The 26,347-nt window shown below is 67.7% G+C and carries 23 protein-coding genes; 17 read left to right on the top strand and 6 right to left on the bottom strand.

Annotation, left to right across the window (positions count from 1 at the left end; translation table 11 throughout):
- Positions 1–279 precede the first annotated feature (279 nt).
- Genes AC1DK4_RS17135 through AC1DK4_RS17105 form a run of 7 tightly spaced genes read left to right on the top strand, consistent with a single transcriptional unit; the run spans position 280 to position 7,495 of the window.
- Positions 280–2,067 (top strand): glycosyltransferase family 39 protein, encoded by a 1,788-nt coding sequence (locus tag AC1DK4_RS17135; protein ID WP_441616939.1) that lies wholly within the window; start codon positions 280–282, stop codon positions 2,065–2,067.
- Complete coding sequence (locus AC1DK4_RS17130) at positions 2,064–2,435, top strand: DMT family transporter (RefSeq protein WP_441616941.1); 372 nt, start codon at positions 2,064–2,066, stop codon at positions 2,433–2,435. Before AC1DK4_RS17135 ends, AC1DK4_RS17130 begins: the two co-directional genes overlap by 4 nt.
- A gap of 34 nt (positions 2,436–2,469) precedes the next feature.
- Positions 2,470–3,633 carry a DegT/DnrJ/EryC1/StrS family aminotransferase gene (locus AC1DK4_RS17125; RefSeq protein WP_441616943.1) on the top strand — a complete coding sequence of 388 codons (1,164 nt, stop codon included), beginning with the start codon at positions 2,470–2,472 and terminating at the stop codon, positions 3,631–3,633.
- On the top strand, positions 3,612–4,607 hold the full coding sequence (locus AC1DK4_RS17120; RefSeq protein ID WP_477131654.1) for a glycosyltransferase: 996 nt from the start codon (positions 3,612–3,614) through the stop codon (positions 4,605–4,607). Before AC1DK4_RS17125 ends, AC1DK4_RS17120 begins: the two co-directional genes overlap by 22 nt.
- On the top strand, positions 4,595–5,545 hold the full coding sequence (locus AC1DK4_RS17115; RefSeq protein ID WP_477131653.1) for a formyltransferase: 951 nt from the start codon (positions 4,595–4,597) through the stop codon (positions 5,543–5,545). Before AC1DK4_RS17120 ends, AC1DK4_RS17115 begins: the two co-directional genes overlap by 13 nt.
- On the top strand, positions 5,542–6,594 hold the full coding sequence (locus AC1DK4_RS17110) for a bifunctional UDP-4-keto-pentose/UDP-xylose synthase (protein ID WP_441616949.1): 1,053 nt from the start codon (positions 5,542–5,544) through the stop codon (positions 6,592–6,594). The genes AC1DK4_RS17115 and AC1DK4_RS17110 overlap by 4 nt, the downstream gene beginning before the upstream one ends.
- A 10-nt stretch (positions 6,595–6,604) precedes the next feature.
- On the top strand, positions 6,605–7,495 hold the full coding sequence (locus AC1DK4_RS17105; RefSeq protein ID WP_441616951.1) for a polysaccharide deacetylase family protein: 891 nt from the start codon (positions 6,605–6,607) through the stop codon (positions 7,493–7,495).
- A gap of 49 nt (positions 7,496–7,544) precedes the next feature.
- Here the strand turns inward: AC1DK4_RS17105 and AC1DK4_RS17100 are convergent, their stop codons facing one another.
- A complete protein-coding gene (locus AC1DK4_RS17100; protein WP_441616953.1) occupies positions 7,545–10,040 on the bottom strand; it encodes a heavy metal translocating P-type ATPase in 2,496 nt (831 codons plus the stop codon).
- A gap of 214 nt (positions 10,041–10,254) precedes the next feature.
- Here AC1DK4_RS17100 and czcI point away from each other — a divergent pair, with 214 nt between their 5' ends.
- The 4 genes from czcI (at position 10,255) to AC1DK4_RS17080 (ending at position 16,946) form a co-directional block, all read left to right on the top strand.
- Complete coding sequence (gene czcI, locus AC1DK4_RS17095; protein ID WP_441616955.1) at positions 10,255–10,686, top strand: cation efflux protein, CzcI family; 432 nt, start codon at positions 10,255–10,257, stop codon at positions 10,684–10,686.
- 74 nt (positions 10,687–10,760) lie between these two features.
- Positions 10,761–12,077: a TolC family protein gene (locus AC1DK4_RS17090; protein ID WP_441649720.1), complete on the top strand. Its 1,317-nt coding sequence runs from the start codon at positions 10,761–10,763 to the stop codon at positions 12,075–12,077.
- A 29-nt stretch (positions 12,078–12,106) separates the two neighbouring features.
- The gene (locus AC1DK4_RS17085; protein WP_441616959.1) at positions 12,107–13,705 is read left to right on the top strand and encodes an efflux RND transporter periplasmic adaptor subunit; all 1,599 of its coding nucleotides are present in this window, start codon (positions 12,107–12,109) and stop codon (positions 13,703–13,705) included.
- 13 nt (positions 13,706–13,718) lie between these two features.
- The gene (locus tag AC1DK4_RS17080) at positions 13,719–16,946 is read left to right on the top strand and encodes a CusA/CzcA family heavy metal efflux RND transporter (protein ID WP_441643250.1); all 3,228 of its coding nucleotides are present in this window, start codon (positions 13,719–13,721) and stop codon (positions 16,944–16,946) included.
- 105 nt (positions 16,947–17,051) lie between these two features.
- Here the strand turns inward: AC1DK4_RS17080 and AC1DK4_RS17075 are convergent, their stop codons facing one another.
- Positions 17,052–18,488, bottom strand: a complete 1,437-nt coding sequence (locus AC1DK4_RS17075) for a heavy metal sensor histidine kinase (protein WP_441616963.1) — start codon at positions 18,486–18,488, stop codon at positions 17,052–17,054.
- A 10-nt stretch (positions 18,489–18,498) separates the two neighbouring features.
- The gene (locus tag AC1DK4_RS17070; RefSeq protein ID WP_441616965.1) at positions 18,499–19,176 is read right to left on the bottom strand and encodes a heavy metal response regulator transcription factor; all 678 of its coding nucleotides are present in this window, start codon (positions 19,174–19,176) and stop codon (positions 18,499–18,501) included.
- 180 nt (positions 19,177–19,356) lie between these two features.
- Between AC1DK4_RS17070 and AC1DK4_RS17065 the strand changes: the two genes are divergently transcribed.
- The 6 genes from AC1DK4_RS17065 to AC1DK4_RS17040 all read left to right on the top strand — a co-directional run bounded on the left by AC1DK4_RS17065 (position 19,357) and on the right by AC1DK4_RS17040 (position 24,001).
- On the top strand, positions 19,357–19,866 hold the full coding sequence (locus AC1DK4_RS17065; protein WP_441616967.1) for a hypothetical protein: 510 nt from the start codon (positions 19,357–19,359) through the stop codon (positions 19,864–19,866).
- An 86-nt stretch (positions 19,867–19,952) separates the two neighbouring features.
- Positions 19,953–20,306, top strand: a complete 354-nt coding sequence (locus AC1DK4_RS17060; protein WP_441616968.1) for a hypothetical protein — start codon at positions 19,953–19,955, stop codon at positions 20,304–20,306.
- A 9-nt stretch (positions 20,307–20,315) separates the two neighbouring features.
- A complete protein-coding gene (locus AC1DK4_RS17055; protein ID WP_441643251.1) occupies positions 20,316–21,800 on the top strand; it encodes a TolC family protein in 1,485 nt (494 codons plus the stop codon).
- Between the two features lie 2 nt (positions 21,801–21,802).
- Positions 21,803–23,104: a multicopper oxidase domain-containing protein gene (locus AC1DK4_RS17050; protein WP_441616972.1), complete on the top strand. Its 1,302-nt coding sequence runs from the start codon at positions 21,803–21,805 to the stop codon at positions 23,102–23,104.
- Between the two features lie 8 nt (positions 23,105–23,112).
- Entirely contained in the window at positions 23,113–23,601 is a 489-nt protein-coding gene (locus AC1DK4_RS17045; protein ID WP_441616974.1) for a cupredoxin domain-containing protein, read from the top strand.
- Positions 23,602–23,647: 46 nt separating this feature from the next.
- A complete protein-coding gene (locus AC1DK4_RS17040; protein ID WP_441616976.1) occupies positions 23,648–24,001 on the top strand; it encodes a copper-binding protein in 354 nt (117 codons plus the stop codon).
- Positions 24,002–24,036: 35 nt separating this feature from the next.
- On the opposite strand, the gene AC1DK4_RS17035 is transcribed toward AC1DK4_RS17040, so the two are convergent.
- The 3 genes from AC1DK4_RS17035 to AC1DK4_RS17025 all read right to left on the bottom strand — a co-directional run bounded on the left by AC1DK4_RS17035 (position 24,037) and on the right by AC1DK4_RS17025 (position 26,346).
- Positions 24,037–24,348, bottom strand: coding sequence for an H-NS family nucleoid-associated regulatory protein (locus AC1DK4_RS17035; RefSeq protein ID WP_441616978.1), 312 nt, complete (start codon positions 24,346–24,348; stop codon positions 24,037–24,039).
- A gap of 391 nt (positions 24,349–24,739) precedes the next feature.
- Positions 24,740–25,702, bottom strand: coding sequence for a phosphatidate cytidylyltransferase (locus AC1DK4_RS17030; protein ID WP_441616980.1), 963 nt, complete (start codon positions 25,700–25,702; stop codon positions 24,740–24,742).
- Between the two features lie 5 nt (positions 25,703–25,707).
- Entirely contained in the window at positions 25,708–26,346 is a 639-nt protein-coding gene (locus AC1DK4_RS17025; protein WP_441616981.1) for a lysophospholipid acyltransferase family protein, read from the bottom strand.
- Position 26,347 lies beyond the last annotated feature (1 nt).

The following is a 26,347-nucleotide window of genomic DNA, read 5'->3' as shown; positions in this document are numbered from 1 at the left end:
TTTGCCGTTTGCCAATCCAGCCCAGGCGGCCGGCGCTGGCAAGCGCTTTGGCCTTGTTGTCCACCAAAGCGACGGCTGCTGCGTTGTGATGTGTTCCCTGCATGCGAGCCGCCCCCGAAACAGATAAATCGGGCTGGCCATTGGCACGCGATGCACGGGCGCACCCACGGCCGAAACCGGCGTTCCGGCGGCACGGCAAGGCACCAGGCCTTGCCGGGTCCGGCCAGGAATCGCCCGTCATCAGTGCATGACGCCCATCCGACCGTTTCCAGGAGACGTATGCGTAGTTCCGTGACCTCGCGAGAAACCTCGCGAAGCACCGCACAAGGTGTTTCGCAATCTGCCGGCCTGCCCACCACGGCGATTATCCTGGTCAGCCTGTTTATTCTCCTGGTTTGGTTCGGCACGCTCGAGGCGCGCCATCTGCTGCGCTCCGACGAGGGCCGCTATGGCGAGATCGCCCGCGAAATGTTCGCCACCGGCGACTGGGTCACGATCCGTTACAACGCGCTGAAGTATTTCGAGAAGCCGCCCTTCCACATGTGGGTGACGGCGCTGTCGTACACGCTGTTCGGCGTGGGCGACTGGCAGGCACGGCTGTGCGTGGCGCTGTCCGGCATGGTCGGCCTGGTGGTGTCGATGCTGGCGGCATCCCGCTGGTATGGCGCCCGCGCGGCGCTCCTGACCGGCCTGGTGCTGGCTGCCGCACCGATGTGGAGCGTTGCTTCGCACTTCAATTCGCTCGACATGACGCTGTCCGGCGCCATGGCCTGCGTACTGGCCTTCATGCTGCTGGCCCAGCACCCCGACGCCACCCCGGCCGGCCGCCGCTACTGGATGTGGGCCTGCTGGGTGGCCATGGGCGTGGCGATCCTGACCAAGGGCCTGGTGGGCATTGCGCTGCCCGGCCTGGTGCTGGTGATCTACACGGTGATCTCGCGCGATTTCGGCCTGTGGAAGCGCCTGCACCTGGTCAGCGGCATCGTCCTGATGCTGATCGTCACGGTGCCGTGGTTCTGGCTGGTGTCGGAGCGCAACCCCGAGTTCCTCAATTTCTTCTTTATCCATGAGCACTGGCAGCGCTACACCTCGACGGTGCACTCGCGCAAGGGCGCGCTCTGGTACTTCGTGCCCCTGCTGGTGGCCGGCTTCCTGCCTTGGCTGGGCCTGATGCCGCGCATGTGGCAGGTGGTGCGGGGCGAACGCGTGGACGCCCGCGCTGCCGCGGCGCGCGGCACGGCCGCCAGGCCGTTCCAGCCGGCGCTGCTGCTGGCCGTGTGGGCCATTGCCATCTTCGTCTTCTTCAGCCTGTCGGGCTCCAAGTTGCCCGGATACATCGTGCCGATCTTTCCCGCGCTGGGAATGCTTGCGGCGGTGGCGCTGCAGTACATCGACGAGCGCAACTGGCGCCGGCAGCTCAACGGCATGCTGGTGATCGCCGCCATCGGCCTGCTCGCCAGCCCGTACGTGGCCACGCTGAATTCCGACAATACGCCCAACGAGCTGTACCGGCTGTTCGCGGTCTGGGTCGGCGCGGCCTTCGTGCTGATGCTGGGCGGAATCTTCCTGGCGCGGTGGCTGCTGGCGGCCAAGGGCCTGATGGTAAGCATCACGGTCTACGCCCTGGCCATGCTCAGCAGCTTCACGGTCGCGCTGCTCGGTCACGAAGTGATGGGACGGCCGACCTCCGGCGTGGACATGGTGCCGGCCATCGAGGCCGTGCTGACCGACGACATGCCCATCTATGGCGTGCGCATGCTGGACCACACCCTGCCTTACTACCTGCGCCGCACCACCATCATGGTGGAATGGCCGGACGAGCTTGAATTCGGCACCAAGCAGGAACCGCAGAAATGGCTGCCCAGCCTGGATGCCTTTATTGCAAAATGGCAGGACGGCCAGCATGCCGTAGGTATCATGTCGGCCGCGACCTACCGCCTGCTGGAAGAGCGCAAGGTGCCGATGTACAAGATCGGGCAGGACAAGCGCCGCGTGGCGGTCACCAATTTCCCGCCGCCCGGCCAGGCGCCGGCGGCAACCCAGCCAGAACCGAACCGCGCGCCATGACGCTATCGACTTTCGCTTTCATCTTTACCGGCGTGCTGCTCAACGCGTGCGCGCAGCTGCTGCTCAAGGCTGGCACCAACGCCGTGGGCGCCATCACCCTGGAGCGCGCCACGCTGTTCACCACGGCGCTGCGCGTGCTGACGCAGTGGCCCGTGCTGGCCGGCCTCACGCTCTACGTGGTGAGCGTGGGCGTGTGGATCGTGGGCCTGTCGCGCGTGGACGTCTCCATTGCCTACCCGATGCTGTCGCTCGGCTACGTGGTGAATGCGCTGGCGGCCTGGTGGCTGTTCGGCGAAATGATCGGCCCGATGCGCGTGGCAGGCATCCTGCTGATTCTCGCCGGCGTGTTCCTGATTGCCCGCTCCTGATCACCGTACCATTGCACCAACAAGCCTGACCGCCATGACCGCACCCGCAGCCCAAGATTTCCTGCCCTTCGTGAAGCCGGTGATCGACGCCGACGCCATTGCCGAAGTCGGCAAGGTACTGGCCTCGGGCTGGATCACTTCCGGCCCCAAGATGCACGCGTTCGAGGATGCGCTGTCCGCGCTCTTCGGCGGCCGTCCGGTGCGCACCTTCGCCAATGGTTCGGCAACCATGGAGATCGCCTTGCGCGTGGCCGACATTGGCCCCGGCGACGAGGTCATCACCACGCCGATCACCTGGGTGGCGACCGCCAACGTGGTGGTCGCGGTGGGTGCAAAGCCGGTTTTCGTCGATATCGACCCGCGCACGCGCAACCTCGATCTCGACGCCGTGGAAGCCGCCATCACGCCGCGCACGCGCGCCATCATGCCGGTCTACCTGTCGGGCCTGCCGGTCGACATGGACCGCCTCTACGCCATCGCGCGCAAGCATGGCCTGCGCGTGATCGAGGACGCCGCCCAGGCCATCGATTCGCGCTGGCGCGGCCAGCGCATCGGCGCCTTCGGCGACCTGGTCAGCTTCAGCTTCCAGGCCAACAAGAACATCACCAGCGTCGAAGGCGGCTGCCTGGTGATGAACTCGCCCGAAGAAGCCCTGCGTGCCGAGCGCCTGCGCCTGCAAGGCGTGATTCGCACCGGCATGGACGGCATGGATGTCGAAGAACCGGGCGGCAAGTTCAACCTGACCGACGTCAATGCCGCCATCGGCCTGTCGCAGCTGGCACACCTCGACCGTGTCACCGCGCGCCGCGCCGAACTGGCCGAAGCCTATTTCCGCTGCGCCGCCGACGCCGGCCTGGCCGAGCTCGGCATCGAGCTGCCGCTGCCGCGCGACGGCGAACTGGCCACCACCAACTGGCATATGTTCCAGGTGGTGCTGCCGGCCGCGCGCATCGAGGGCGGCCGCACCGCCGTCATGGAAGGCATGCGCGAGCGCGGCGTCGGCACCGGCGTGCACTATCCCGCCCTCCACCTGTTTTCTTACTACCGCTCCCTTGGCTGGCGCGAAGGCATGCTGCCACATGCCGAGCGCATCGGACGGGGCATCGTCACTCTGCCGATGTTCCCTGCCATGCAGTCCGCCGACGTGGAACGGGTCTGCGCAACTCTCAGCGAAACATGCAAACGCCTCCTCAAATAAGCCCCGTCGAGGTTTCCGTCGTCATTCCCGTCTACAACGAGGAAGACGGCCTGCAAGCCCTGTTCGACCGTCTCTACCCGGCGATGGACAGTCTCGCCTGCAGCTACGAGATCATCTTCATCAACGACGGCAGCCGCGACCGCTCGGCGCAGATCCTGGCCAGCCAGTACCGCCTGCGCCCCGACGTCACGCGCGTGGTGCTGTTCAACGGCAACTTTGGCCAGCACATGGCCATCCTGGCCGGCTTCGAGCASACCCGCGGCAAGATCGTGATCACGCTGGATGCCGACCTGCAGAACCCGCCGGAGGAAATCCCGCGCCTGGTGGCGACCATGCGCGAAGGCCACGACTACGTCGGCACCATCCGCCGCGAGCGTAACGACACGGCGTTCCGCCGCATTGCCTCGCGCGCCATGAATCGTTTGCGCGAGCGCATCACGCGCATCAAGATGACGGACCAGGGCTGCATGCTGCGCGCCTATGACCGCGACGTGGTCGACACCATCAATGCCTGCCGCGAAGTCAATACCTTCATCCCCGCGCTGGCGTACACGTTCTCCTCCAATCCGGTGGAAATCATGGTGGAGCACGAGCAGCGCCACGCCGGCGAATCCAAGTACTCGCTGTTCCAGCTGATCCGGCTGAACTTCGACCTGGTGACCGGCTTCTCGATCGTGCCGCTGCAATGGTTCTCGGCCATCGGCACCTTGCTCTCGCTGGCTTCGGCCGGGCTGGTGGTGGTGCTGCTGGTACGCCGCTTCCTGCTTGGCGCGGAAGTCCAGGGTGTGTTCACCCTGCTGGCCTTCAACTTTTTCCTGGTGGGCATCATGCTGTTCGGCATCGGCCTGCTGGGCGAGTACATCGGCCGCATCTACCAGGAAGTACGCAACCGCCCGCGCTACCGCATCCAGGCCGTGCTGGAAGGCAACCCCGAACAGCAGAAAATCGCGGAGCCCTCATCGTGCGCGCAGTAGTCTTCGCCTATCACAACGTCGGCGACCGCTGCCTGCGCGTGCTGCATGCGCGCGGCGTGGAAGTGGCGCTGGTCATCACGCACCGCGACCGCGCGGACGAGAACATCTGGTTCCGCCGCGTCGCCGATACCGCCGCCGAGCTCGGCATACCTTTCACCTATGGCGAAGATCCGCGCGACCCCGCGATCGCGCAGGCAGTGGCTGCCGCGCGCCCGGACGCGATCYTCTCCTTCTACTACCGCTCGATGATTCCCGCGGCGGTGCTGGCGCTGGCACCGCGGGGCGCGTTCAACATGCATGGCTCGCTGCTGCCGAAGTACCGCGGCCGCGTGCCGGTGAACTGGGCAGTGCTGCACGGTGAAAGCGAAACCGGCGCGACGCTGCACGCCATGGAAGCCAAGCCGGATGCCGGCTATATCGTCGACCAGACTTCCGTGCCGATCCTGCCGGACGACACCGCGGGCGAAGTCTTCGAGAAGGTGACCGTGGCGGCCGAGCAGACGCTATGGCGTGCCCTGCCCGCCATGATGGCCGGCAATATCGTCCAGTTGCCCAACCGCCTCGCCGAAGGCAGCTATTTTTCCGGCCGCAAGCCGGAGGACGGCCGCATCGACTGGCAGCAAGGCGCCGCCCAGGTCTACAACCTGGTGCGCGCCGTCGCGCCGCCCTATCCCGGCGCCTTCACCGACGTGGGCGGGCGGCGTTTCGTGGTGGCACAGGCGCGCCGCCCGCATGGCAATCCGGCCGCTAGCGCCGGGCTGCCCGCCGGCGCCCGTCCCGGCCTGCACGTGGCAGGCGGACAGATCATCGGCTTGTGCGGCGACGGCGGCACGATCCTGATCCAGGCATTACTCGACGCGGGTGCACCGGCACAAGCCGTTTCGCCCGACGTACTCTCTACATTTCTTACTGCACAATCCAAAGAGGAAAACCGATGAAAAAGGTCCTGATTCTTGGCGTCAACGGCTTCATCGGCCATCACCTGACGCGCCGCATTCTCGAAACCACGCCGTGGGAAGTCTACGGCATGGACATGTCCAGCGATCGCCTGGGCGACCTGATCGATCACCCGCGCATGCACTTCTTCGAAGGTGACATCACCATCAACAAGGAGTGGATCGAGTACAACATCCGCAAGTGCGACGTGGTCCTGCCCCTGGTGGCCATCGCCACCCCGGCCACCTACGTGCGCCAGCCCCTGCGCGTGTTCGAGCTCGACTTCGAAGCCAACCTGCCGATCGTGCGTGCCGCCGTGAAGTACGGCAAGCACCTGGTGTTCCCGTCCACCTCCGAGGTGTACGGCATGTGCCACGACGACGAGTTCGATCCCGAGACCTCCGAGCTGATCTGCGGCCCGATCAACAAGCCGCGCTGGATCTATGCCTGCTCCAAGCAGCTGATGGACCGCGTGATCCACGCCTACGGCATGGAGCAAGGCCTGAACTACACCCTGTTCCGCCCGTTCAACTGGATCGGCGCCGGCCTGGACTCGATCTTCGAATCGAAGGAAGGTTCCTCGCGCGTGGTGACCCAGTTCCTCGGCCATATCGTGCGCGGCGAGCCGATCAAGCTGGTCGACGGCGGCGCGCAGAAACGTGCCTTCGCGGACATCACCGACGGCATCAGCGCCCTGATGCGCATCATCGAGAACCCGGAAGGCGTGGCCACCGGCAAGATCTACAACATCGGCAATCCGGCCAATATCCACTCGGTGCGCGAACTGGCCGAGATGATGCTGAAGATGGCCGCCGACTACCCGGAATACGCCGAATTGGCCAAGCAAACCCAGATCGTGGAAACGTCTTCGGGCGACTTCTACGGCAAGGGCTACCAGGACGTGCAGAACCGCGTGCCGAAGATCGACAACACCATCGAAGAGCTGGGCTGGAAGCCCTCGGTCGGCATGGAAGACGCGCTGCGCGCGATCTTCGAAGCCTACCGCGGCAAGGTGGTGGAAGCGCGTACCCTGGTCGACTCGGCCAACTAAGGCGCGCCCGATGGCCCGTATCGCCCTCAAGGTCGACGTCGACACGCTGCGCGGTACCCGCGAAGGCGTGCCGGCGCTGCTCGCCATGCTGGCCCGCGTGCGGGCCGAGGCGACCTTTCTCTTCAGTCTCGGGCCGGATCACACCGGCTGGGCACTGCGGCGGGTGTTTCGCCCCGGCTTCCTGCAGAAGGTGTCGCGCACCTCGGTGGTCTCCAACTACGGCCTGCGCACGCTGATGTACGGCGTGCTGCTGCCCGGCCCCGACATTGGCCGCAAGGGCGCCGCCGAGATGCGCGCGGCGCGCGCGGCCGGCCATGAGTGCGGCATCCATACCTGGGACCACGTCTACTGGCAGGACAATGTGCGCGGGCGCGATGCCGCCTGGACCCGGCGCCAGATGCAGAGCGCCTTCGACCGCTACGTGGATATCTTCGGCGAGGCGCCGCCCACCCACGGCGCGGCGGGCTGGCAGATGAACGACGAGGCCTTCCGCCAGATCGACGACTGGGGCATGGTCTATGCGTCCGATGGACGCGGGACCGCGCCCTACATTCCGACCGTCGACGGCGTGGCGTGCCGCCACGTGCAGATGCCGACCACGCTGCCCACGCTCGACGAGCTGATCGGCACGGATGGCCTGACCGAGGACAATGTCCACACCGCTGTCCTGCGCCTGAGCGAAGGCGAGCGCGATCATGTCTTCACGCTGCATACCGAGCTGGAAGGCGGCAAGCTGGCGCCGGTGTTCAACCGGCTGCTGGACGGCTGGCGCGCGCAGGGCCACGAGCTGGTATCGATGGCCACCTTTTACCGCCACCTGGACCGCTCGGCCCTGCCGCAGGCCCCGGTGACCTGGGGCGCCATCGAAGGCCGCAGCGGCGAGCTGATCATCCAGCCCTGAGCCGCACCGGAATGACTGCCGCGCCCCCTTTCCCGGGGGCGCGGTCGTTTTATCCCCGCCCCGCCTTGGCCAGGCGCAGGCCGTTGAACACCACCAGCAGGCTCGCGCCCATGTCGGCGAACACCGCCATCCACATGGTGCCCAGGCCGAGCGCGGTCAGCACGAGGAAAACCGCCTTGATGCCGAGCGCCAGCACGATGTTCTGCTTCAGGATCGCCGAGGTACGCCGCGACAGGCGGATGAAGGCGGGGATCTTGCGCAGATCGTCGTCCATCAGCGCCACGTCCGCGGTTTCGATGGCGGTGTCGGTGCCGGCCGCGCCCATGGCGAAGCCGATATCCGCGCGCGCCAGCGCGGGCGCGTCGTTGACGCCGTCGCCCACCATGCCCACCACCACGCGCTTGCCGCTGCCGGCCGCGCGCGCCTGCCCTTCGCCACCTTTCACGCTCAGCGCGGCGATGGCATCCGCCTTGTCCTGCGGCAACTGGTTGCCGCGCGCCTCGTCGATCTGCACCTGCCCGGCGATGGCCTGCGCCGTGTGCGGGTTGTCGCCCGACAGCATCAGCGTGCGCACGCCCAGCGCATGCAGCTCGGCCACTGCCTGGCGGCTGCTCTCCTTGACCGTGTCGGCCACGCCGAACAGGGCCTCGACACCGTGATCGGCACCGAGCAGCACCACCGTCTTGCCCTGCCGCTCCAGCGCTTCCAGCGTGGCCTCGAGTTCGGGCGAGCACAGCCCGCGCTCATGGATCAGGCGGTGGTTGCCGAGATAGTAGGCGCGGCCGTTGACGGTGCCGCTCACGCCGTAGCCGGGCAGCGCCGCGAAGTCCCGCACATCGAGCAGCGCGATGCCTGCGGCGCGCGCGGCGCTGGCCACCGCCATCGACACTGGGTGGTCCGAGCGGCCCGCGAGGCTGGCCGCGACCACGCGGGCCGCGTCGCTCGCCGCGGCGCCACCCGCGACGACTTCGCCCAGCGGCAGGTAGTCGGTCTGCACCGGCTTGCCGTGCGTGATGGTGCCCGTCTTGTCCAGCGCCAGCCACGCTAGATCCTTGCCCTGTTCGAGATAGACCCCGCCCTTGACCAGGATGCCGCGCCGCGCCGCCGCAGCCAGTCCACTGACAATGGTCACCGGCGTCGAGATCACCAGCGCGCACGGGCAGGCGATCACCAGCAGCACCAGGGCCTTGTAGATCCACGCGCTCCAGTCGCCGCCCTGCGCCAGCGGCGGGACCACCGCCACCAGCACCGCGCCGAGGAAGACCAGCGGCGTGTACACGCGGGCAAAGCGGTCGACAAAGCGCTGCGTGGGAGCGCGGCTGCCCTGCGCGGCCTCGACCGCGTGGATGATGCGCGCGAGCGTGGAGCCGCTGGCGGCCGCGGTCACTTCGTATTCCAACTCGCCGGCCTGGTTGATGGTGCCGGCGAACAGCGCATCGCCCACGCCCTTGTCCACCGGCACGCTCTCGCCTGTGATCGGCGCCTGGTCCAGCGTGGACTGGCCGCGCAGCACCCGGCCATCCAGCGCCACGCGCTCGCCCGGGCGCAGCCGCACCAGCGCGCCGATGGACACCGCGCGCGCATCGACCGCCTGCCAGCTGCCGTCCGCCTGCTTTACCGTGGCCTGCTCGGGCGCCATCGCCATCAGGCCGCGCACCGCATTGCGCGCCCGGTCCAGCGACGCCGCCTCGATGCGTTCTGCCAGCGCGAACAGCACCATCACCATGGCCGCTTCCGGCCACTGCCGGATCAGCATCGCGCCCGTCACGGCGATGCTCATCAGCGCATTGATATTCAGGTTGCCGTTGGACAGCGCGATCCAGCCCTTCTTGTACACGCCGAGGCCGGCGATGGCGACGGCCAGCAGCGCCAGCACCGGTGCCAGCCAGTCCTGCCCCGGCACGTGCAGCCATTCCACCGCTTCCGCGCCCAGCGCCGCTGCGCCGGCAAGCGCCAGCGGCCACCACGGCCTGGCGGCCTGCGGCGCCAGTTCGGCCGCCTGCTCCGACAGCGGCTCGGCCTTCATGCCGAGGCTTTCGATGGCGCGCACCACCGGGTCCAGCGAATCCAGCGTGTGGTGCACCGTCAGCACGCGCTGCATCAGGTTGAACTGCAGCGCGGCTACCCCGGCCATGCCGCCGAGCTTGTTGCGCAGCAGGGTTTCCTCGGTCGGGCAGTCCATCGCATCGATACGATAAGTGGCCATTGCCGCGCCCGCCGGCACCGCCACGGCGGCTGTCGGCGCTACCCCGGACGACGCGCAGGCGCTGCCGCAGCAGGCCGCCTCGCCGGCGTGGTGGTGCTTGTGGTCGTGTTCGTGGTTGTGGTCGTGCCGATGGCCTTGATGGTCATGCGCATGTGGCGCATGCCGGTGCGCATGCTGTTCACCATCCGGTCCATGCCCGTGCTGGTGGTCGTCGCCATCAACGTGTCCATGAACGTGCCCATGAACGTGCCCGTGGTCATGATCATGGTCGTGCGCGTGGTCGTGGCTGCTGCCCTTCCGGTCACGGACGGCGGTTTGGTCTGGCGTTGCGCTAGGCATGGCGGTGTTCCCTGCTTATTGTGGCTTATCGCCATTTAAGACCCTGGAGCGACTACAGGGTCAAGCCCCGTCTACCGGGCCGGGAATGTGCATGCCATGCCGCTTCGGCCACGGGAACCCCCGGCCGTTTCCGGGCTCGAATCACCGGTCCGCGCCTGCAGGCCACCACTGTCGCCATCTCCCGGGAAATGCCTGCTTATCCCCTGCGTACGTCATGGTCAAACCCGCTGCCTATATAATCCGCCACATGCGCCGGTTCCTGATCCTGCTTTTCGCCCTCCTTCTGCCGCTCCAGTTCGCCTGGGCCGGTGCGGCGGCGTATTGCGGCCATGACGGTCAGCACGGCGGCGCCAATGCCGCGGGCGCAAGCTGGCATTTCGGCCACCACAGTCATGCCCACCAGGGCGCGGCTACCGATCAGCACAGCCCCGACGGCCGGGACGCCAAGGACGGCAGCAGCAAGACCAAGCTGCCGGACCTGGATTGCGCGGTCTGCCATTTCGCCGGCGCGCAACTGGTGCTGCCGGACTTTGCCAGCACGGGCTCGCATCCTGGCATGACCATCTCCTACCACGCGCTTGCCGCGTCATTCCTCTCCGCGCCGGGCGCCACGCCCGACCGTCCGCAGTGGTCGCTCGCCGCCTGACCGGCGAGACGACTCCACCCATCTCCAGACTTTCGTCTCGCCGAGCTTCCCTGGTTTCCTTCCGGTGAAATTCGATGAGAACATTTGTGATGCCGCTCGGGCTGGCGGCAGCTTTGCTCGGCCCGGCCGCGTTCGCGCAGGACGCGGCGCCTTCTTCGGACTTTTTGGCGCCTTCTTTGGCGCATTCTCCTGCGCCTTCGTCTGCCTCCTCTTCCACGCAGGCTGCCGCATCTTCCGCTGAGCCAGCCGGCGCGCTGACATTGGAAGATGCCCTGGCCCTGGCGGCCGAGCGCAACTTCACGCTCTCCGCCGCTGGCCATGAACTGGCTGCCACGGAAGGTGGCATCGCCCAGGCGCGGGTGATCCCCAACCCCGAAGTGGCGGTCCTGTTCGAGGACAACCGCCGCGACACGCGCACCACCACCGCGCAGATCAACCTGCCCATCGAACTGGGCGGCAAGCGGGCCGCGCGCATCGGCGCCGCGCAGAAGGCACGCGAACTGGCCCAGTCCCAGCTTGGCGTGACGCGCACCGACCTGCGCGCCAGCGTGATCGGGAGCTTCTTCGGCGTGGTCATCGCGCAGGAACGGCTCAGGCTGGCGCTCGGTTCGGCCGAAATTGCCGCCAAAGGGGCGCAGGCCGCGGCACGCCGCGTGGCCGCCGGCAAGATCGCGCCGCTGGAAGAAAGCAAGGCGCGCGTCGAGCAAGCCAATGCCGGACTCGAGGTGGCCGACGCCGAAGCGGCTCTGGCCACGGCTCGCCTGTCGCTGGCCAGCCTGTGGGGCAGCGGCGAAGCCCGTTTCAGCGAAGCCGCCGGCAACCTCGATGCCCTGCCCGCGCGCCCTGACGGCGCCATCCTGATGCAGGCGCTCGACGCCGCGCCCGAACTGGCAAGCAGCCGGCTTGAACTGGAGCGGCGCCAGGCCGTGATCGGCGTGGAGCGCAGCCGCCAGTATCCGGACCTGACCGTCAGCCTTGGCAGCAAGCGCGACAACGCCTCGGATCGCGGCACCATGCCGGTGCTCGGCGTGGCGCTGCCGTTGCCGCTGTTCGACCGCAACCAGGGCAACCTGTACGCCGCCATGCGTCAGGCCGACAAGGCCGCGGACGAGTACCGCGCCACGCAGGTGCGGCTGTCCAGGGAACTGCAGCAGGCCGCGCAGCAACTGACCGTGTCGCGCACCTCGGCCGAAACGCTCAGGAGCACGGTGCTGCCTGCCGCCCGGCAAGCATTCGATGCAGCCACGCGCGGCTTCGAAGCCGGCAAGTTCAACTTCCTCGACGTGCTCGATGCGCAGCGTACGTGGTTCCAGGCACGCATCCGCTATCTCGGCGTGGTCGCCAGCGCCTACCAGGCCGCCACCACCATCGACCGCATTCTCGGCCGCTAGCGCCGTCAGGGCTCAAAAGGAATTCCATCATGGCAATGAACACCAAGCAGAAAACGGCCGTCGCCATCATCCTGGCCGGCGGCGCGCTGGCCGGCGCGGCGCTGATTTTCGTCGGGCGTGGCAACGGCGGCGCGGACGGACACGGGCACGGCAGCGGCACCCATGCCGAGGCTGCCGCCCACAATGACAACGAGCATCAYGGCGCCAGGCCCGGCGCCGCGCACGACGACGCGGACGCGCACGGCGACGCCGAACACCACGCCAGCACCACCGGCCCCAACGGCGGCCAGCTGTTCCGCCAGGGCGACGCCACGGTCGAAGTGCTGGTGGCCGAAGGCGCCGCCGGCCAGGACGCGCCGCGCATGCATGTCTGGGCCGCGCAGGCAGGCAAGCCGGTCGCACCCGGCAGCGTCAAGATCTCCGGACGCTTGCTGCGGCTCACCGGCGAGGCCGAAACCCTCGCCTTCAGGCCAGCGCAGTCCTATCTGCAGAGCGAAGGCGCCATCGACGAGCCCCATGCTTTCGAAGCCCGCCTGGACGTGACGTTGCCAGGTGCGAGTGCACCGCTTGCCATCAAGCTGGCCAGGGAGGAAGGTCGCATCGAGATGACGCCAGAGCAGATCCAGGGCGCGGGGCTGGCATTGCAGAGCGCCGGCCCGGCGCGTATCGAAGGCACCGTTGCCTTCCCCGGCGAGATCCGCTTCAACGAGGACCGCACCGCCCACGTGGTGCCACGCGTGGCCGGCGTGGTGGAAAATGTCTCCGCCAACCTCGGCCAGCAGGTGAAGAAGGGCGACCTGCTGGCGGTGCTGGCCAGCACCGTGTTGTCGGACCAGCGCAGCGAACTGTTGGCCGCGCAGAAGCGCCTGGAACTCGCCGAATCCACCTTCCGCCGCGAGAAAAAGCTGTGGGAGGACAGGATCTCGGCCGAACAGGACTATCTTGCGGCGCGCACCGCGCTGCAGGAAGCCCGCATCGCCACCCAGAACGCCACGCAGAAGCTCACCGCCATCGGTGCCAGTGGCAACGCGGGCAATGCGCGCGCACTGAACCGCTTCGAGCTGCGGGCGCCATTCGACGGCACCGTGGTGGAGAAGCACCTCGCGCTCGGCGAAGCCGTGGCGGCGGACGCCAATGTCTTCACCATCTCGGATCTCAGCAGCGTATGGGCCGAGTTCGTGATCGCGCCCAAGGATCTGGACCGCGTGCGCGTCGGCGAGAAGGTGCGGATTGCCTCCACGGCCTTCGACGGCAAGGCCGGCGGCAAGGTGTCCTACGTCGGCTCCCTGCTCGGCCAGCAGACCCGTACCGCCACGGCACGCGTCACGCTGCCCAACCCGAAGATGGCCTGGCGCCCGGGGCTGTTCGTCACCGTGGCCGTCACCGATTCCAGCGCCGACGTGCCGGTCGCCATCGACGCGCAGGCGCTGCAGAGCAACGGCGACCAGCAGGTGGTGTTCGTCGTCGTGCCGGGCGGCTTCCTGGCCCAGCCGGTCAAGACCGGCCGCAGCGACGGCAAGCTGGTCGAGATCACGCATGGCCTCAGGACCGGCTGGAAATACGTGGCAGGCAACAGCTTCGTGATCAAGGCAGAGCTCGGCAAGGCCGGCGCCGAGCACAGCCACTAAGGCGGAGACCCTCATGTTCGAACGACTTATCCGCTTCGCCATCGCGCAGCGCTGGATGGTGCTGCTCGCCGTATTCGCCATGGCCGCGCTCGGCGTCTACAACTACAGCCGGCTGCCCATCGACGCCGTGCCCGACATCACCAACGTGCAGGTGCAAGTCAACACCGCCGCAACTGGCTATTCGCCGCTCGAGACCGAGCAGCGCGTCACCTACCCGATCGAGACCGCGATGTCCGGCCTGCCGGGGCTGGAACAGACGCGCTCGCTGTCGCGCTACGGGCTGTCGCAGGTGACGGTGATCTTCAAGGACGGCACTGACATCTACTTCGCGCGCCAGCTCGTCAACCAGCGCATCCAGGAGGCCGCGCGCAACCTCCCGCCCGGCGTGGCCCCGCAGATGGGCCCGATCTCGACCGGCCTGGGCGAGATCTACCTGTGGACCGTGGAAGCCGAAGACGGCGCCAGGAAGCCCGACGGCAGCGCCTACACGCCCACCGACCTGCGCGAGATCCAGGACTGGGTCATCAAGCCACAGCTGCGCACCGTGCCCGGCGTGACCGAGATCAACTCCATCGGCGGCTTCGCCAAGGAATACCTGGTGGCGCCCAGCCCTGAGCGGCTGGCTTCCTATGGCCTGAGCCTGCAGGACGTGGTGGCCGCGCTGGAGAAGAACAACGCTAACGTGGGCGCCGGCTACATCGAGCGGCGCGGCGAGCAGTACCTGGTGCGCGCACCAGGCCAGGTCAGGTCGGTCGACGATATCCGCGAGATCATCGTCGGCAGCGCGCAAGGCCAGCCGATCCGCATCCGCGACCTCGCCGACGTAGGCATCGGGCGCGAACTGCGCACGGGTGCCGCCACCGACAACGGGCGCGAAGTCGTGCTCGGCACCGTCTTCATGTTGATCGGCGAGAACAGCCGGGCCGTATCGCAGGCGGTGGACAAGCGTATGGAGGCCATCAACCGCTCGCTGCCGGAAGGCGTCAGGGCCGTCACGGTTTATGACCGCACCCTGCTGGTGGATCGCGCCATCGCCACCGTCAAGAAGAACCTGGTCGAAGGCGCGGTGCTGGTCATCGTCATCCTCTTCCTGTTCCTCGGCAACCTGCGCGCAGCCGTGATCACGGCCCTGGTGATCCCCCTGTCCATGCTGTTTACCTTCACCGGCATGGTGACCTACAAGATCAGCGCGAACCTGATGAGCCTCGGCGCGCTGGACTTCGGCATCATCGTCGACGGCGCCGTTGTCATCGTGGAGAACTGCGTGCGCCGCCTGGCCCATGCCCAGCAGCACCACGGCAGGCCGCTCACGCGCAGCGAGCGCTTTCACGAAGTCTTCGCCGCATCGAAGGAGGCCCGCCGCGCGCTGGTCTTTGGCCAGCTCATCATCATGATCGTGTACATCCCTATCTTCGCGCTCACCGGCGTGGAAGGAAAGATGTTCCATCCCATGGCCATGACCGTGGTGCTGGCGCTGGTCGGCGCGATGATCCTGTCCGTCACCTTCGTGCCGGCCGCGGTGGCGCTGTTCATCGGCGACAAGGTCGCCGAGAAGGAAAACCGCCTCATGCTGTGGGCCAAGCGCGCCTATGCCCCCCTGCTCGGCAAGAGCATCGCCAACACGCCCGTGGTGCTGACGTTCGCCGCCGTCGCGGTGCTGCTCAGCGGCCTGCTCGCCACGCGCCTGGGCAGCGAGTTCATTCCCAACCTGAACGAAGGCGATTTCGCCGTGCAGGCGYTGCGCATACCCGGCACCAGCCTGACSCAGTCGGTSGCCATGCAGCAGCAGATCGAGACCCGGCTGAAGGCGAAATTCCCCGAGATCGAACGCGTCTTCGCCCGCACCGGCACTGCCGAGATCGCCTCCGACCCCATGCCGCCCAACGCCTCCGACGGCTACATCATGCTCAAGCCGCGCGCGCAGTGGCCCGATCCGCGCAAGCCGCGCGAGCAACTGCTGGCGCAGATGGAAGCCGAACTGGAAACCATCCCTGGCAACAAGTACGAGTTCTCGCAGCCGATCCAGCTACGCTTCAACGAACTGATCTCCGGCGTGCGCAGCGATGTCGCCATCAAGATCTTCGGCGACGACAACCAGGTACTGGAAGACACCGCGCAGAAAGTCGCCGGCGTACTGCAGGCGATCTCCGGCGCCGCCGAGGTCAAGGTCGAGCAGACCAGCGGCCTGCCGGTGCTCACGGTGGATGTCGATCGCGCCCGCGCGGCACGCTACGGCCTGAACATGACCGATGTGCAGGACACCGTCGCCATCGCCGTGGGCGGACGCGACGCCGGCATCTTCTTCCAGGGCGACCGCCGCTTCAATATCGGCGTGCGCCTGCCCGAAGGCATCCGCGCCGACGTCGAAGCCCTGCGCCGCCTGCCCATCCCGCTGCCCAGGGGCGGCGCCGCGCGCAACGCAGAGGCCGCCCCCACCAGCTACATCCCGCTCGGCGAGATCGCCACGCTCACGCTCGCGCCCGGCCCCAACCAGGTCTCGCGCGAGAACGGCAAGCGCCGCATCGTCGTCAGCGCCAACGTGCGCGGCCGCGACGTCGGCAGCTTCGTCCCCGAAGCCATGGCTGCGCTGGACCGCCAGATCAAGATCCCGGCTGGCTACTGGGTTACCTGGGGCGGCACCTTCGAGCAACTCCAGTCCGCCACCACCCGCCTGCAGATCGTGGTGCCGGTGGCACTGCTGATGGTGTTCGTGCTGCTGTTCGCCATGTTCGGCAACATGCGCGACGGCCTGCTCGTCTTCACCGGCATCCCCTTCGCGCTCACCGGCGGCATCCTCGCGCTATGGCTGCGCGGCATTCCGCTGTCCATCTCCGCCGCGGTCGGCTTCATCGCGCTGTCGGGGGTCGCGGTGCTCAATGGCCTGGTGATGCTCTCCTTCATCCGCAGCCTGCGCGAAGAAGGCAAGGGCCTGGACGAGGCCATCCACACCGGCGCCCTCACCCGCCTGCGCCCTGTGCTGATGACCGCGCTGGTGGCCTCGCTCGGCTTTATCCCGATGGCGATCGCCACCGGCACCGGGGCCGAGGTACAGCGGCCGCTGGCCACGGTGGTGATCGGGGGAATCTTGTCTTCCACCGCGCTGACGCTGCTGGTGCTGCCGGTGCTTTACCGGCTGGCGCACCGGCGCGATGAGTGGGAGAAGGAGGAGAACGAGGAGAAGGAGGAGCGGGAGGAAGCCGGAGCCGGCACGCCAATGGCGCCGGCACTCCCGGAAGGCTGATCGTGCCGTAGCCGAAGTCGTGGCGCAGGGCCATGAGGATGGTCCTGCCGCATGGCGCGCAGAGCGCGCAGCCGGTCCGCAGGCCGCGCGCCGCCGCAAGGCGGCCTACCCGCTGGCGCGTTCCGCCGAGGGGTTCGCTACCGGAAACGACAACTCCAGCACCGTCTCCCCGGGACGGCTGCGCGCGCTGACGCGGCCGCCATGCAGGCGCATGATGGTGTCGACGATCGCCAGCCCCAGCCCGGTGGAAGTGGAAGAGTTGCTGCGCGCGGGATCGCCGCGGTAGAAGCGGCCGAACACATGCGGCAGCGCGTCCGGCGCGATGCCCGCGCCGCCGTTGCCGACCCGGATGGTGGTGGCGGCACTGTCGGCCGTCACGCGGATGTCGACGGCGCTGCCGGCGGGGGCGTGTCGCAAGGCGTTTTCCACGAGGTTGGTCACGGCGCGCCGCAGCAGGGTCTGGTCGGCACGCACGATGCCGTGCCCGGCCAGCCGCACCTTGATGTCGCGGTCCGCGGCCACGGCCTCGAAATACTCCGCTACCTTGTCGAGTTCGGCGCGCGCATCCAGCGCGCGCACCTTCATGGCGACCTGTGCGTGATCGGCGCGGGCGAGAAACAGCATGTTCTCGATCATGCGGGCGAGGCGCTCGTATTCTTCCAGGTTGGACTCGAGCAGGTTTTCGTATTCCTGCACCGGGCGGCTGTGGCCGAGCGTGACCTGGGTCTGGCCGATCAGGTTGCTAATCGGGGTGCGGAAATCGTGCGCCAGATCGGCCGAGAACTCTGAGAGCCGGTGGAAGCTGTCTTCCAGACGGGCAAGCATGTCGTTGAGCGCGTCGACGAGCGCGCGCAGCTCGGTGGGTGCCTGCCCGGCGTCGAGACGCGTGGCGAGCCTGCTCATGGTCACGGCGGAGGCGTCTTCGGCCATGCGCCGCAGCGGCCGCAGGCCGCGCCGCGCCAGCAGGTAGCCAAGGCCGGCCGCCACCGCGGCCCCGCACAGCGTCGCCCACAGCATCTGCGACTGGTAGGCTTTCATCAAGGCGACACGGTAGCCGGCATCGCGCAGCACCACGATCTCGACGGTGCGTTCGCTATCGCCGAGCTGGCCCAGCGCGGCGATGCCGCGCGAGGCCACGCCGTTGCGGGGGTACCAGGTCCGCAGCAGCGTCTTGTCCGGCGCCGCGGTGGCCGGCAGCACCGGGAGTACCGGCACCGGCTCATGGCGCGGATTGAGCGTCACCAGGGGCTCGCCCTGACTGCCACGTACCAGCAGGATCAGGCCTTCGTGGCCGAGCGCGAGATCGGCGAAGCGATGCGTGTCGGCGCGGACCTCGGCTTCGGTGCTGACTTCGCGCAGCAGATGGCGCACCAGCAGCACTTCGCCGACCAGTTCGCCTTCGTCGCGCTCCTGCAACTGGGTAGCGAGCGCGCTGGCCAGGTAGGTGCCCACCGCCACCAGAATGGCCACGGTCGCCGCGCCATAGGCCAGCGCCATGCGGGCAGTGAGCGAAGCGGGCAGGCGCAGCACGGAACGCATCATGACGCCCGGATCATTGCGTATCCTCGTCCTCGAGCACGTAGCCCATGCCGCGACGGGTATGGATCAGCTTGCGGGGAAAAGGATCGTCGACCTTGGCGCGCAAGCGCCGGATGGAGACATCGACGACATTGGTGTTGCTGTCGAAGTTCATGTCCCACACATGGGAGGCGATCAGCGAGCGCGACAGCACTTCGCCACGGCGGCGCGCCAGCAATTGCAGCAGCGTGAACTCCTTGGAGGTCAGTTCGAGCTTCTGCCCGTCGCGCGTGACGCGGCGCTTGACAGTGTCGATCTGCAGGTCCGCCACCTCGATCAGTTCGCTCTCGCGCAGCGGTCCGCGCCGCAGGATGGTGCGGATGCGCATGACCAGTTCGGCAAAGGCGAAGGGCTTGACCATATAGTCGTCCGCGCCGAGCTCCAGGCCCTTGAGGCGGTCTGACAGTTCGTCGCGCGCGGTGAGGAACAGCACCGGCGTATCGCGCTCGCGGCGCAGCTCCTGCAACACCTTCCAGCCGTCCATGCCAGGCAGCATGACATCGAGCACGATGAGGTCGTACTCCTGCCCGCGCGCGTGGGCAAGCCCGTCCACGCCGTCGCGCGCGAGGTCCACCACGAAGCCGGATTCACCCAGGCCCTTGCGCAGGTAATCCCCCGCCTTGGGCTCGTCTTCCACAATCAGTATGCGCATTTCCATTCACTCCTGGCCAGCCAGCGGCTGTCCACCATCCCTCGCGCCGCTCGCAACACACCGACACGCTATACGAGGATTCGCAACGATGGCCGAAGATGTCAGCATTGTCATGTTGGCGTCATGGTCGCGCGGCTTTCAATGCAGGTACAATACCGCATCCATTTTCGCCCGGCCTCGATGAAACGCCTCCTGAGCTGCTTCCTGCTGTGTCTTGCCATGATCGCGCTGCCCGCACAGGGTATCGCGGCGGCAGTCATGATGGTGTGCAGCACGGCGCAGTCGATCCAGGCATCGCCCGGGGCGCTCATGCCGGCCGATTCGCCGGCCATCGACTCCATGATGCTGCGCCACGCCGCCATGAAGTCACAGGCGGAAGCGGCCCTGGCCGGCCATGCCGGCGCGCACTGCGAGGAAACGACGGCCGCGCCGCACGACGTGGACGATATGGCGGATGCCGCCGCCCACCCGGCCCATCCCGATCACCATGCCAAGAGCCACCACGCCGGGCACGGCGCCAACGGCACTTGCAGCGCATGCTCGGCATGCGCGCTCGGCGCGGTAATGCCCACCGTGCTGCCCGAACTCGCGCTGGCCAGCCACGGCCACGCTGCCCCCCAGGCCGCGCTCGCGGCCTTCTCGGGTTTTCTCCCCGCTCCCTCCGACCGTCCCCCCGCCGCACGCTGCTGACACCCGAGGTGCGTCCATCGCACGCTCGCTGAGGTTCGTCTTGCCCCGCGCCGACCATGGCGCAATCCACGAACACTGAGGTTGTCATGCATTTCGTCCGCTTTATGGCGGCAGCGTGCCTGCTGCTCGGGCCGGCCCTGTCATCGGCCCAGCCCGGCAGCGGCGCCAGCGCCAACGCCGCCTCCAGCCCGGCCGCGCCCGCCGATCCACTCGATCCCGGCGCACCCGTGCCGTCCTTGCCATCGCTGGACGTCCTGGCTGGCTACCTGCCATTCCAGGCCCAGGCCGTGGCGCCCTGGCGCCAGACCAATGCGCAGGTAGCACCAGGCGCGCTCCCCGCAAAGGCATCCGATGCCCCCGCAGCCACGCCAGGGCCGGCAGCGCCAGGCAACGGCGGCGGCAGCGCGTCCGCTCCCGGCGGCCACGCCCGCCATCACTGAGGAAGCCGCATGTTTCTCTCCATTCCAGGGTGCTTGCGGGCGGCCGTGGCTACTTGCGCCCTGCTGCTGGCCGGCTGCGCCAGCTTCAGCGACGACGGCGGCTTCGGCACTGCTGCCACTGCTGCGCGCGAACGGCTGGGCACGGACGCGCTGTGGATCCGCTCCGACCAGGAGCGCGCCGACGCCTACCAGCGCACCCGGTCGCTGCTGGCGCAGCCGCTCGATGCAGACAGCGCGGTGCAGGTCGCGCTGCTCAACAACGCTGGCCTGCAGGCCGCATTCGCCGAACTCGGCATCTCGGAGGCCGAATACGTGCAGGCCACGCGCCTGCCCAATCCCGGCTTCTCCTTCAGCCGCACGCGCCAGGGCGACGACCTGAAGATCGAACGCGCCATCGCGGTGGGCCTGGTCAACCTGCTGACGCTGCCGCTGGCGGCGCGCATCGAGCAGGACCGCTTTGCGCAGACCCGGCTGGCGGTGGCCGACAGCCTCCTGCGGCATGCATTCGAAACACGCAAGGCCTTCGTCAACGCGGTCGCCGCGGAACAGGCGGTGCGCTATGCCGAACAGGTCAGGCACGCGGCCGAGACCGGCGCGCTGTTCGCCCGCGATCTTGCGCGCGCGGGCAACGTCAGCTCCCTGGACCATGCACGCGAACAGGCCTTCTATGCCGACGCCACCACCCAGCTCGCCCGTGCGCGCCAGCAGGCGCTGGCGGCACGCGAGCAATTGACGCGCCGCCTCGGCCTGTGGGGCAGCGGCGCGCAGTACCGCCTGCCGGAGCGCCTGCCAGACCTGCCGAAGGCGCGCCCCGCACTCGCCGACCTCGAAGGCTATGCAGTAGGCAATCGCCTGGACCTGCAGGCCGGCCGCGTGCAGCTGGAGAGCCTGGCGCGTTCGCTCGGCCTCACGCGCGCCACGCGTTTCATCAGCGTGATCGACGTGGCTTACCTGCGCAACTCCGAAACGGCCAAGCCCACCGAAAGCGGCTATGCCATCAATCTCGAGATCCCGCTGTTCGACTGGGGCGGCGCGCGCGTGGCGCGCGCCGAGGCGGTCTATATGCAGGCGGCCAGCCGGCTGGCGGAAAACGCGATCAACGCCCGCTCGGAAGTCCGCGAGAGCTACGCCGGCTATCAGGCCCGCTACGATATCGCGCGGCACTACCGCGACGAGGTGGTACCGCTGCGCAAGCGCATCTCCGACGAAGCCCTGCTGCGCTACAACGGCATGCTGCTCAGCGTGTTCGAGCTGCTGTCGGACGCGCGCGAGCAGGTCAACGCCGTCAATGGCTACCTCGACGCGCTGCGCGAATACTGGCTGGCCGAAACCGAGCTGCAGGCCGCGCTTGGCGGCCGCCTGCCCGACGGCGCAGGCGCGCCAGCCAGGCCACCGGCCGCAGCGGCTCCGGCGCGCCCGCCTTCCCTGCCCTCCGCACCGTCTTCCGTGGCCGCCGCCCGCCCGGAAAGCGCAGCCCTGCCCAAAGGAAACTGAACATGGTCACCCGACGACAATTCCTGCATGGCTCCGGCGCCGCCATGCTCGGCGCGGCGCTGGTGTCGCGCGCCGGCGCGGCGATGCTGCCCGAGGCACCGCTGCAATCGAGCACGGCCACGCAGCCGCCGCTGCAGCCCGCCTCCGGCAGGCCCTACAACCCGGTGGTCACGCTCAATGGCTGGACCCTGCCGTGGCGCATGCGGCAAGGCTGGAAGGAGTTCCACCTGGTGGCCGAGCCGGTCGAGCGTGAGTTCGCCCCGGGGATGAAGGCGCACCTGTGGGGCTACAACGGCCAGAGCCCGGGGCCAACCATCGAATGCGTGGAAGGCGACAAGGTGCGCATCTTCGTCACCAACAAGCTGCCGGAGCACACCACGGTGCACTGGCACGGCATCATCCTGCCGGCCGGCATGGACGGCGTGGGCGGCCTGTCGCAGCCGCATATCCCGCCGGGCAAGACGTTCGTCTACGAATTCGAGATGAAGCACGCCGGCACCTTCATGTACCACCCGCACTCCGACGAGATGGTGCAAATGGCCATGGGCATGATGGGCTTCCTGGTGGTGCATCCGAAAGACCCGGCACAGATGCGGGTGGACCGCGACTTCGTGTTCCTGATCTCGGCCTACGACATCGATCCGGGCTCCTACACCCCGCGCGTGGCGGAGATGACCGATTTCAACATGTGGACGTGGAACAGCCGCGTGTTCCCGGGCATCGACAGCCTGCCCGTGCGCCTGGGCGACCGGGTGCGCATCCGCTTCGGCAACCTGACCATGACCAATCACCCGATCCACCTGCACGGCCACCGCTTCGAAGTCAGCGGCACCGACGGCGGCTGGGTGCCGCCGTCCGCGCGCTGGCCCGAGGTCACCACGGACGTGGCCGTGGGCCAGATGCGCGCGATCGAGTTCGTGGCCGACAATCCGGGCGACTGGGCCTTCCACTGCCACAAGTCGCATCACACCATGAACGCCATGGGACACCAGGTGCCGACCATGATCGGCGTCAAGCAGAAGGACCTGGCCAAGCGCATGAACGCCCTGGTGCCGGACTACATGGCGATGGGCGAAGCCGGCATGGCGGACATGGGCGGCATGGAGATGCCGCTGCCGGACAACACCCTGCCGATGATGACCGGGCAGGGTCCGTTCGGGCCCATCGAAATGGGCGGCATGTTCAGCGTGCTCAAGGTGCGCGCAGGGCTCGGCCGCGACGACTATCGCGATCCGGGCTGGTACCGCCACCCCAAGGGCACGGTCGCATTCGAATACACCGAGGCAAAAGGCGCAGGCAAATGACCAGACCGATGAGCAAACTGAAATCCCGCGCGGCAGCCGCGCTGCTGGCCGCAGCGAGCGTCTTCGCATGGTCCCCGGCGTTTGCCGCGGGCGACCATGCCGGACACCATGCCAGCGAGGGCGGCGACGCAATCGGCCAGCCTGGCGATGCGTCCAGGGTCAGCCGCACCATTGTCATCGACATGAGCGACGACATGCGCTTCACGCCGTCGGAGATCGCCGTCCGCGCCGGCGAAACCATTCGTTTCCTGGTGCGCAATGCCGGCCGGCTGCGCCATGAGATGGTGATCGGCAGCGACGCCGACCTCAAGGCCCACTACGCCGCCATGCTGAAGATGCCCGAGATGGAACACGCCGACCCCAATGCCGTCACGCTCGATGCCGGCAAGAGCGGCGAACTGGTCTGGCACTTCACGCGCGGCGGCCGCGTGCCATTCGCCTGCCTGCAACCGGGCCACTTCGACGCCGGCATGCGCGGCCAGATCCGCGTGCGCTGATTACCCCGAACGCCAACGAACAAGGAACAAGGAACAAGGAACCGACATGAAACCCAGCACATCCCTGATCGCCCTGCTCGCGCTGCTGAGCGCCCCGGCCGCGCTGCCCGCGATGGCGGCCGACGCAACCGGCGCGGCCACCGCCAGCGCCACTGCCGCGGCACCGGCCCCGATGACCGAAGGCGAAATCCGCAAAGTGGACGCCGCTGCCGGCAAACTCACCATCAAGCATGGCCCTATCGCCAACCTGGACATGCAGGCGATGACGATGATCTTCCGCGTGCAGGATCCCGCCATGGTCGGGCGGGTGAAGGAAGGCGACCGGGTGCGGTTCAGCGTGGCGCGCGTGAATGGCGCGCTGACGATCACGGCGCTGGAAGTGGAAGCGGCGGCGCAGTAGGCGCGCGCGCCGTTATCCGCTGCCAGTCCCCCGGGCTATTCGACCCGGAAGAATTCCATCGACTGCCCGGCGTTCACCGCGCGCTGCAGCCATTCCGGCCGCTCCCCGGTGCCGTCCCAGCTCTGGCCGAGGGCGTTGCGGTAAAGGGGCGTGGCGGGCCTGGCGACCGCCAGCGATTGTGGCGCCTCCACGACCTCTGCCGCTTCGGCGTCCGGTTCGTCCTGCTCCTGCAGCGATGCGGGAAAGCAACCAGCTTCGACCAAATCTTCGAGCGTGAGGCCGTGGCGATCCATCTGCTCACGGACCCACGCCGCCGCGGCTACTCTGGCTTCATCAGACTCTGACATGACTTTCGTAATTGACTTTGCCGGCGAGGATGGGCCGGCAAAGGGAAGGAAGGGGGCAATCCGGGCGGGTCGAGCCGCGCCTGTAGGCGAGGATTTTACAGGGTCTTGCGCCAATGCTGGAGCAGACATTTCCTACGGCATATTTCACGGCCCTGCGCGCGCCGCCATGGCAGCATCCTTCACGCACCCGGGTGCACGTACCGCCCCATGCCGAGGCAGGCGGCGCGAACCCGGTTCGGCGTGTCCGGGTATACGCCAGGAAGGATGGCCCCGTAGGTCCACCTCCACCGCACCAGCCCGAACCGCCACTGCGCTGGCGAAGCCGCACAGCGGCGGCGCCGGCATGCGGCGTGGCCTGCGCCCGCCCGCGCATGCTTGCGCGTGCACTGGCTCAGGGCACCCACCAGTAACGCGTGACATGGAAGAAAATCGGCGCAGCGAACACCACCGAGTCGAGCCGGTCGAGCATGCCGCCATGGCCCTGGATCATATGGCCCCAGTCCTTGATGCCGCGGTCACGCTTGATGGCCGACATCACCAGCCCGCCGAGGAAACCCATCAAGGCAATCACCAGCGCGATCAGGCCGGCCTTCCAGGGCGATCCATAGGGCGTGATCCACCACAGCGAAGCACCCAGGGCGGTAGCGCTGGCCACGCCGCCGACAAAGCCTTCTACGGTCTTCGACGGTGACAGCAAGGGCGCGATCCTGGTCTTGCCGAACAGCTTGCCCCAGACATATTGCAGGACGTCGCTGCCCTGCACCACGATCACCAGGAAGGCGATCAGCAGCAGGTTGCGGTCCTCGAAGCCCGGGATCGGCAAGGTCAGCAGCGCAGGCACGTGGGATATGCAGAACACGCAGATCATCACCGCCCATTGCACGCCCGCGCAACGCTCGAGGAAGCGCGTGGTCTCGGCCGAGAGCGCTGACAGGATGGGCAGGATCAGGAAGGCATAGACCGGGATCAGGATGGAGAACAGCCCGTACCAGCTGATATAGACCAGTACATATTGGAGCGGCAGGAAGACAAAGAATGCGGCCACGATGGCGCGATGATCGCCGCGCCGGGTGGTGGTGATGGTGACGAACTCGCGCAGCGCGAAGAACGACAGCAGGTAGAACAGCACGATGATGGCGGTGCGCCCCAGCATGAACGCCACGCCGAGCACGCCGATCATCCACCACCACGCGGATACACGTGCGCCCAGGTTGTCGATCACCGCGTGCGGGCGGCCTCCGGCAATGCGCCAGCGCAGCACCGCCGTCACGGCGGAGGCCAGTACCAGCACGCCGAACACCGCGGCGAACAGCACCCACGTCTCGCGCAGTACGTTCGAATAAGATTGGATCATGGTCCCTACTCCAGCGCCGGCGCCAGCGACAGCAGGCCGGCACGGCAACGTGCCAGGAAATCGTCCTTGCTCTCTTGCTCGCCGAGGGTGAGCGGCTTGCCGAAGGTAACCGTGCACAGCAGCGGCACCGGCACGATCTCACCCTTGGGCATCACGCGGTTGAGGTTGTCGATCCACACCGGCACGAACTCGACGCTGCCGCACACGCGCGCCAGGTGATAGATGCCGCTCTTGAACGGCAGCAGCCGTTCATCGGTGGTATTGCGCGTGCCTTCGGGAAACAGGATCAGCGAATCTCCCCGCAGTACCGCTGTCTTCATCAGCGCGACCGGATCGGCAGCCGGGTCGCCACCCTGGCTGCCCTTGGTGCGGTCGATCAGCAGGGCATTGAAGACATCCCGCCCGATGAAGCGGCGCACGGCGGACTTGTCCCAGTAATCCGCGCCAGCCACCGGCCGCGTCAACGAGCGCAGGTCCGGCGGCAGGCAACCCCAGATCAGCACGAAATCGCCGTGGCTGCTGTGGTTGGCGAAGTAGATGCGCTGCACGGCTGCCGGCAGGCAACCGTTCCAGCGCGCCTGCATGCCCGTCAGCAGGCGAGCGAACAGGATGATGGCGCGTGCCACCAGCTTGGAAATCCACATT

The sequence above is a fragment of the Cupriavidus sp. 05N38 genome (genome assembly GCF_056397345.1).
The sequence above is the reverse complement of the archived record's forward strand: the minus strand, read 5'-3'. Positions and strand labels throughout refer to the sequence as shown.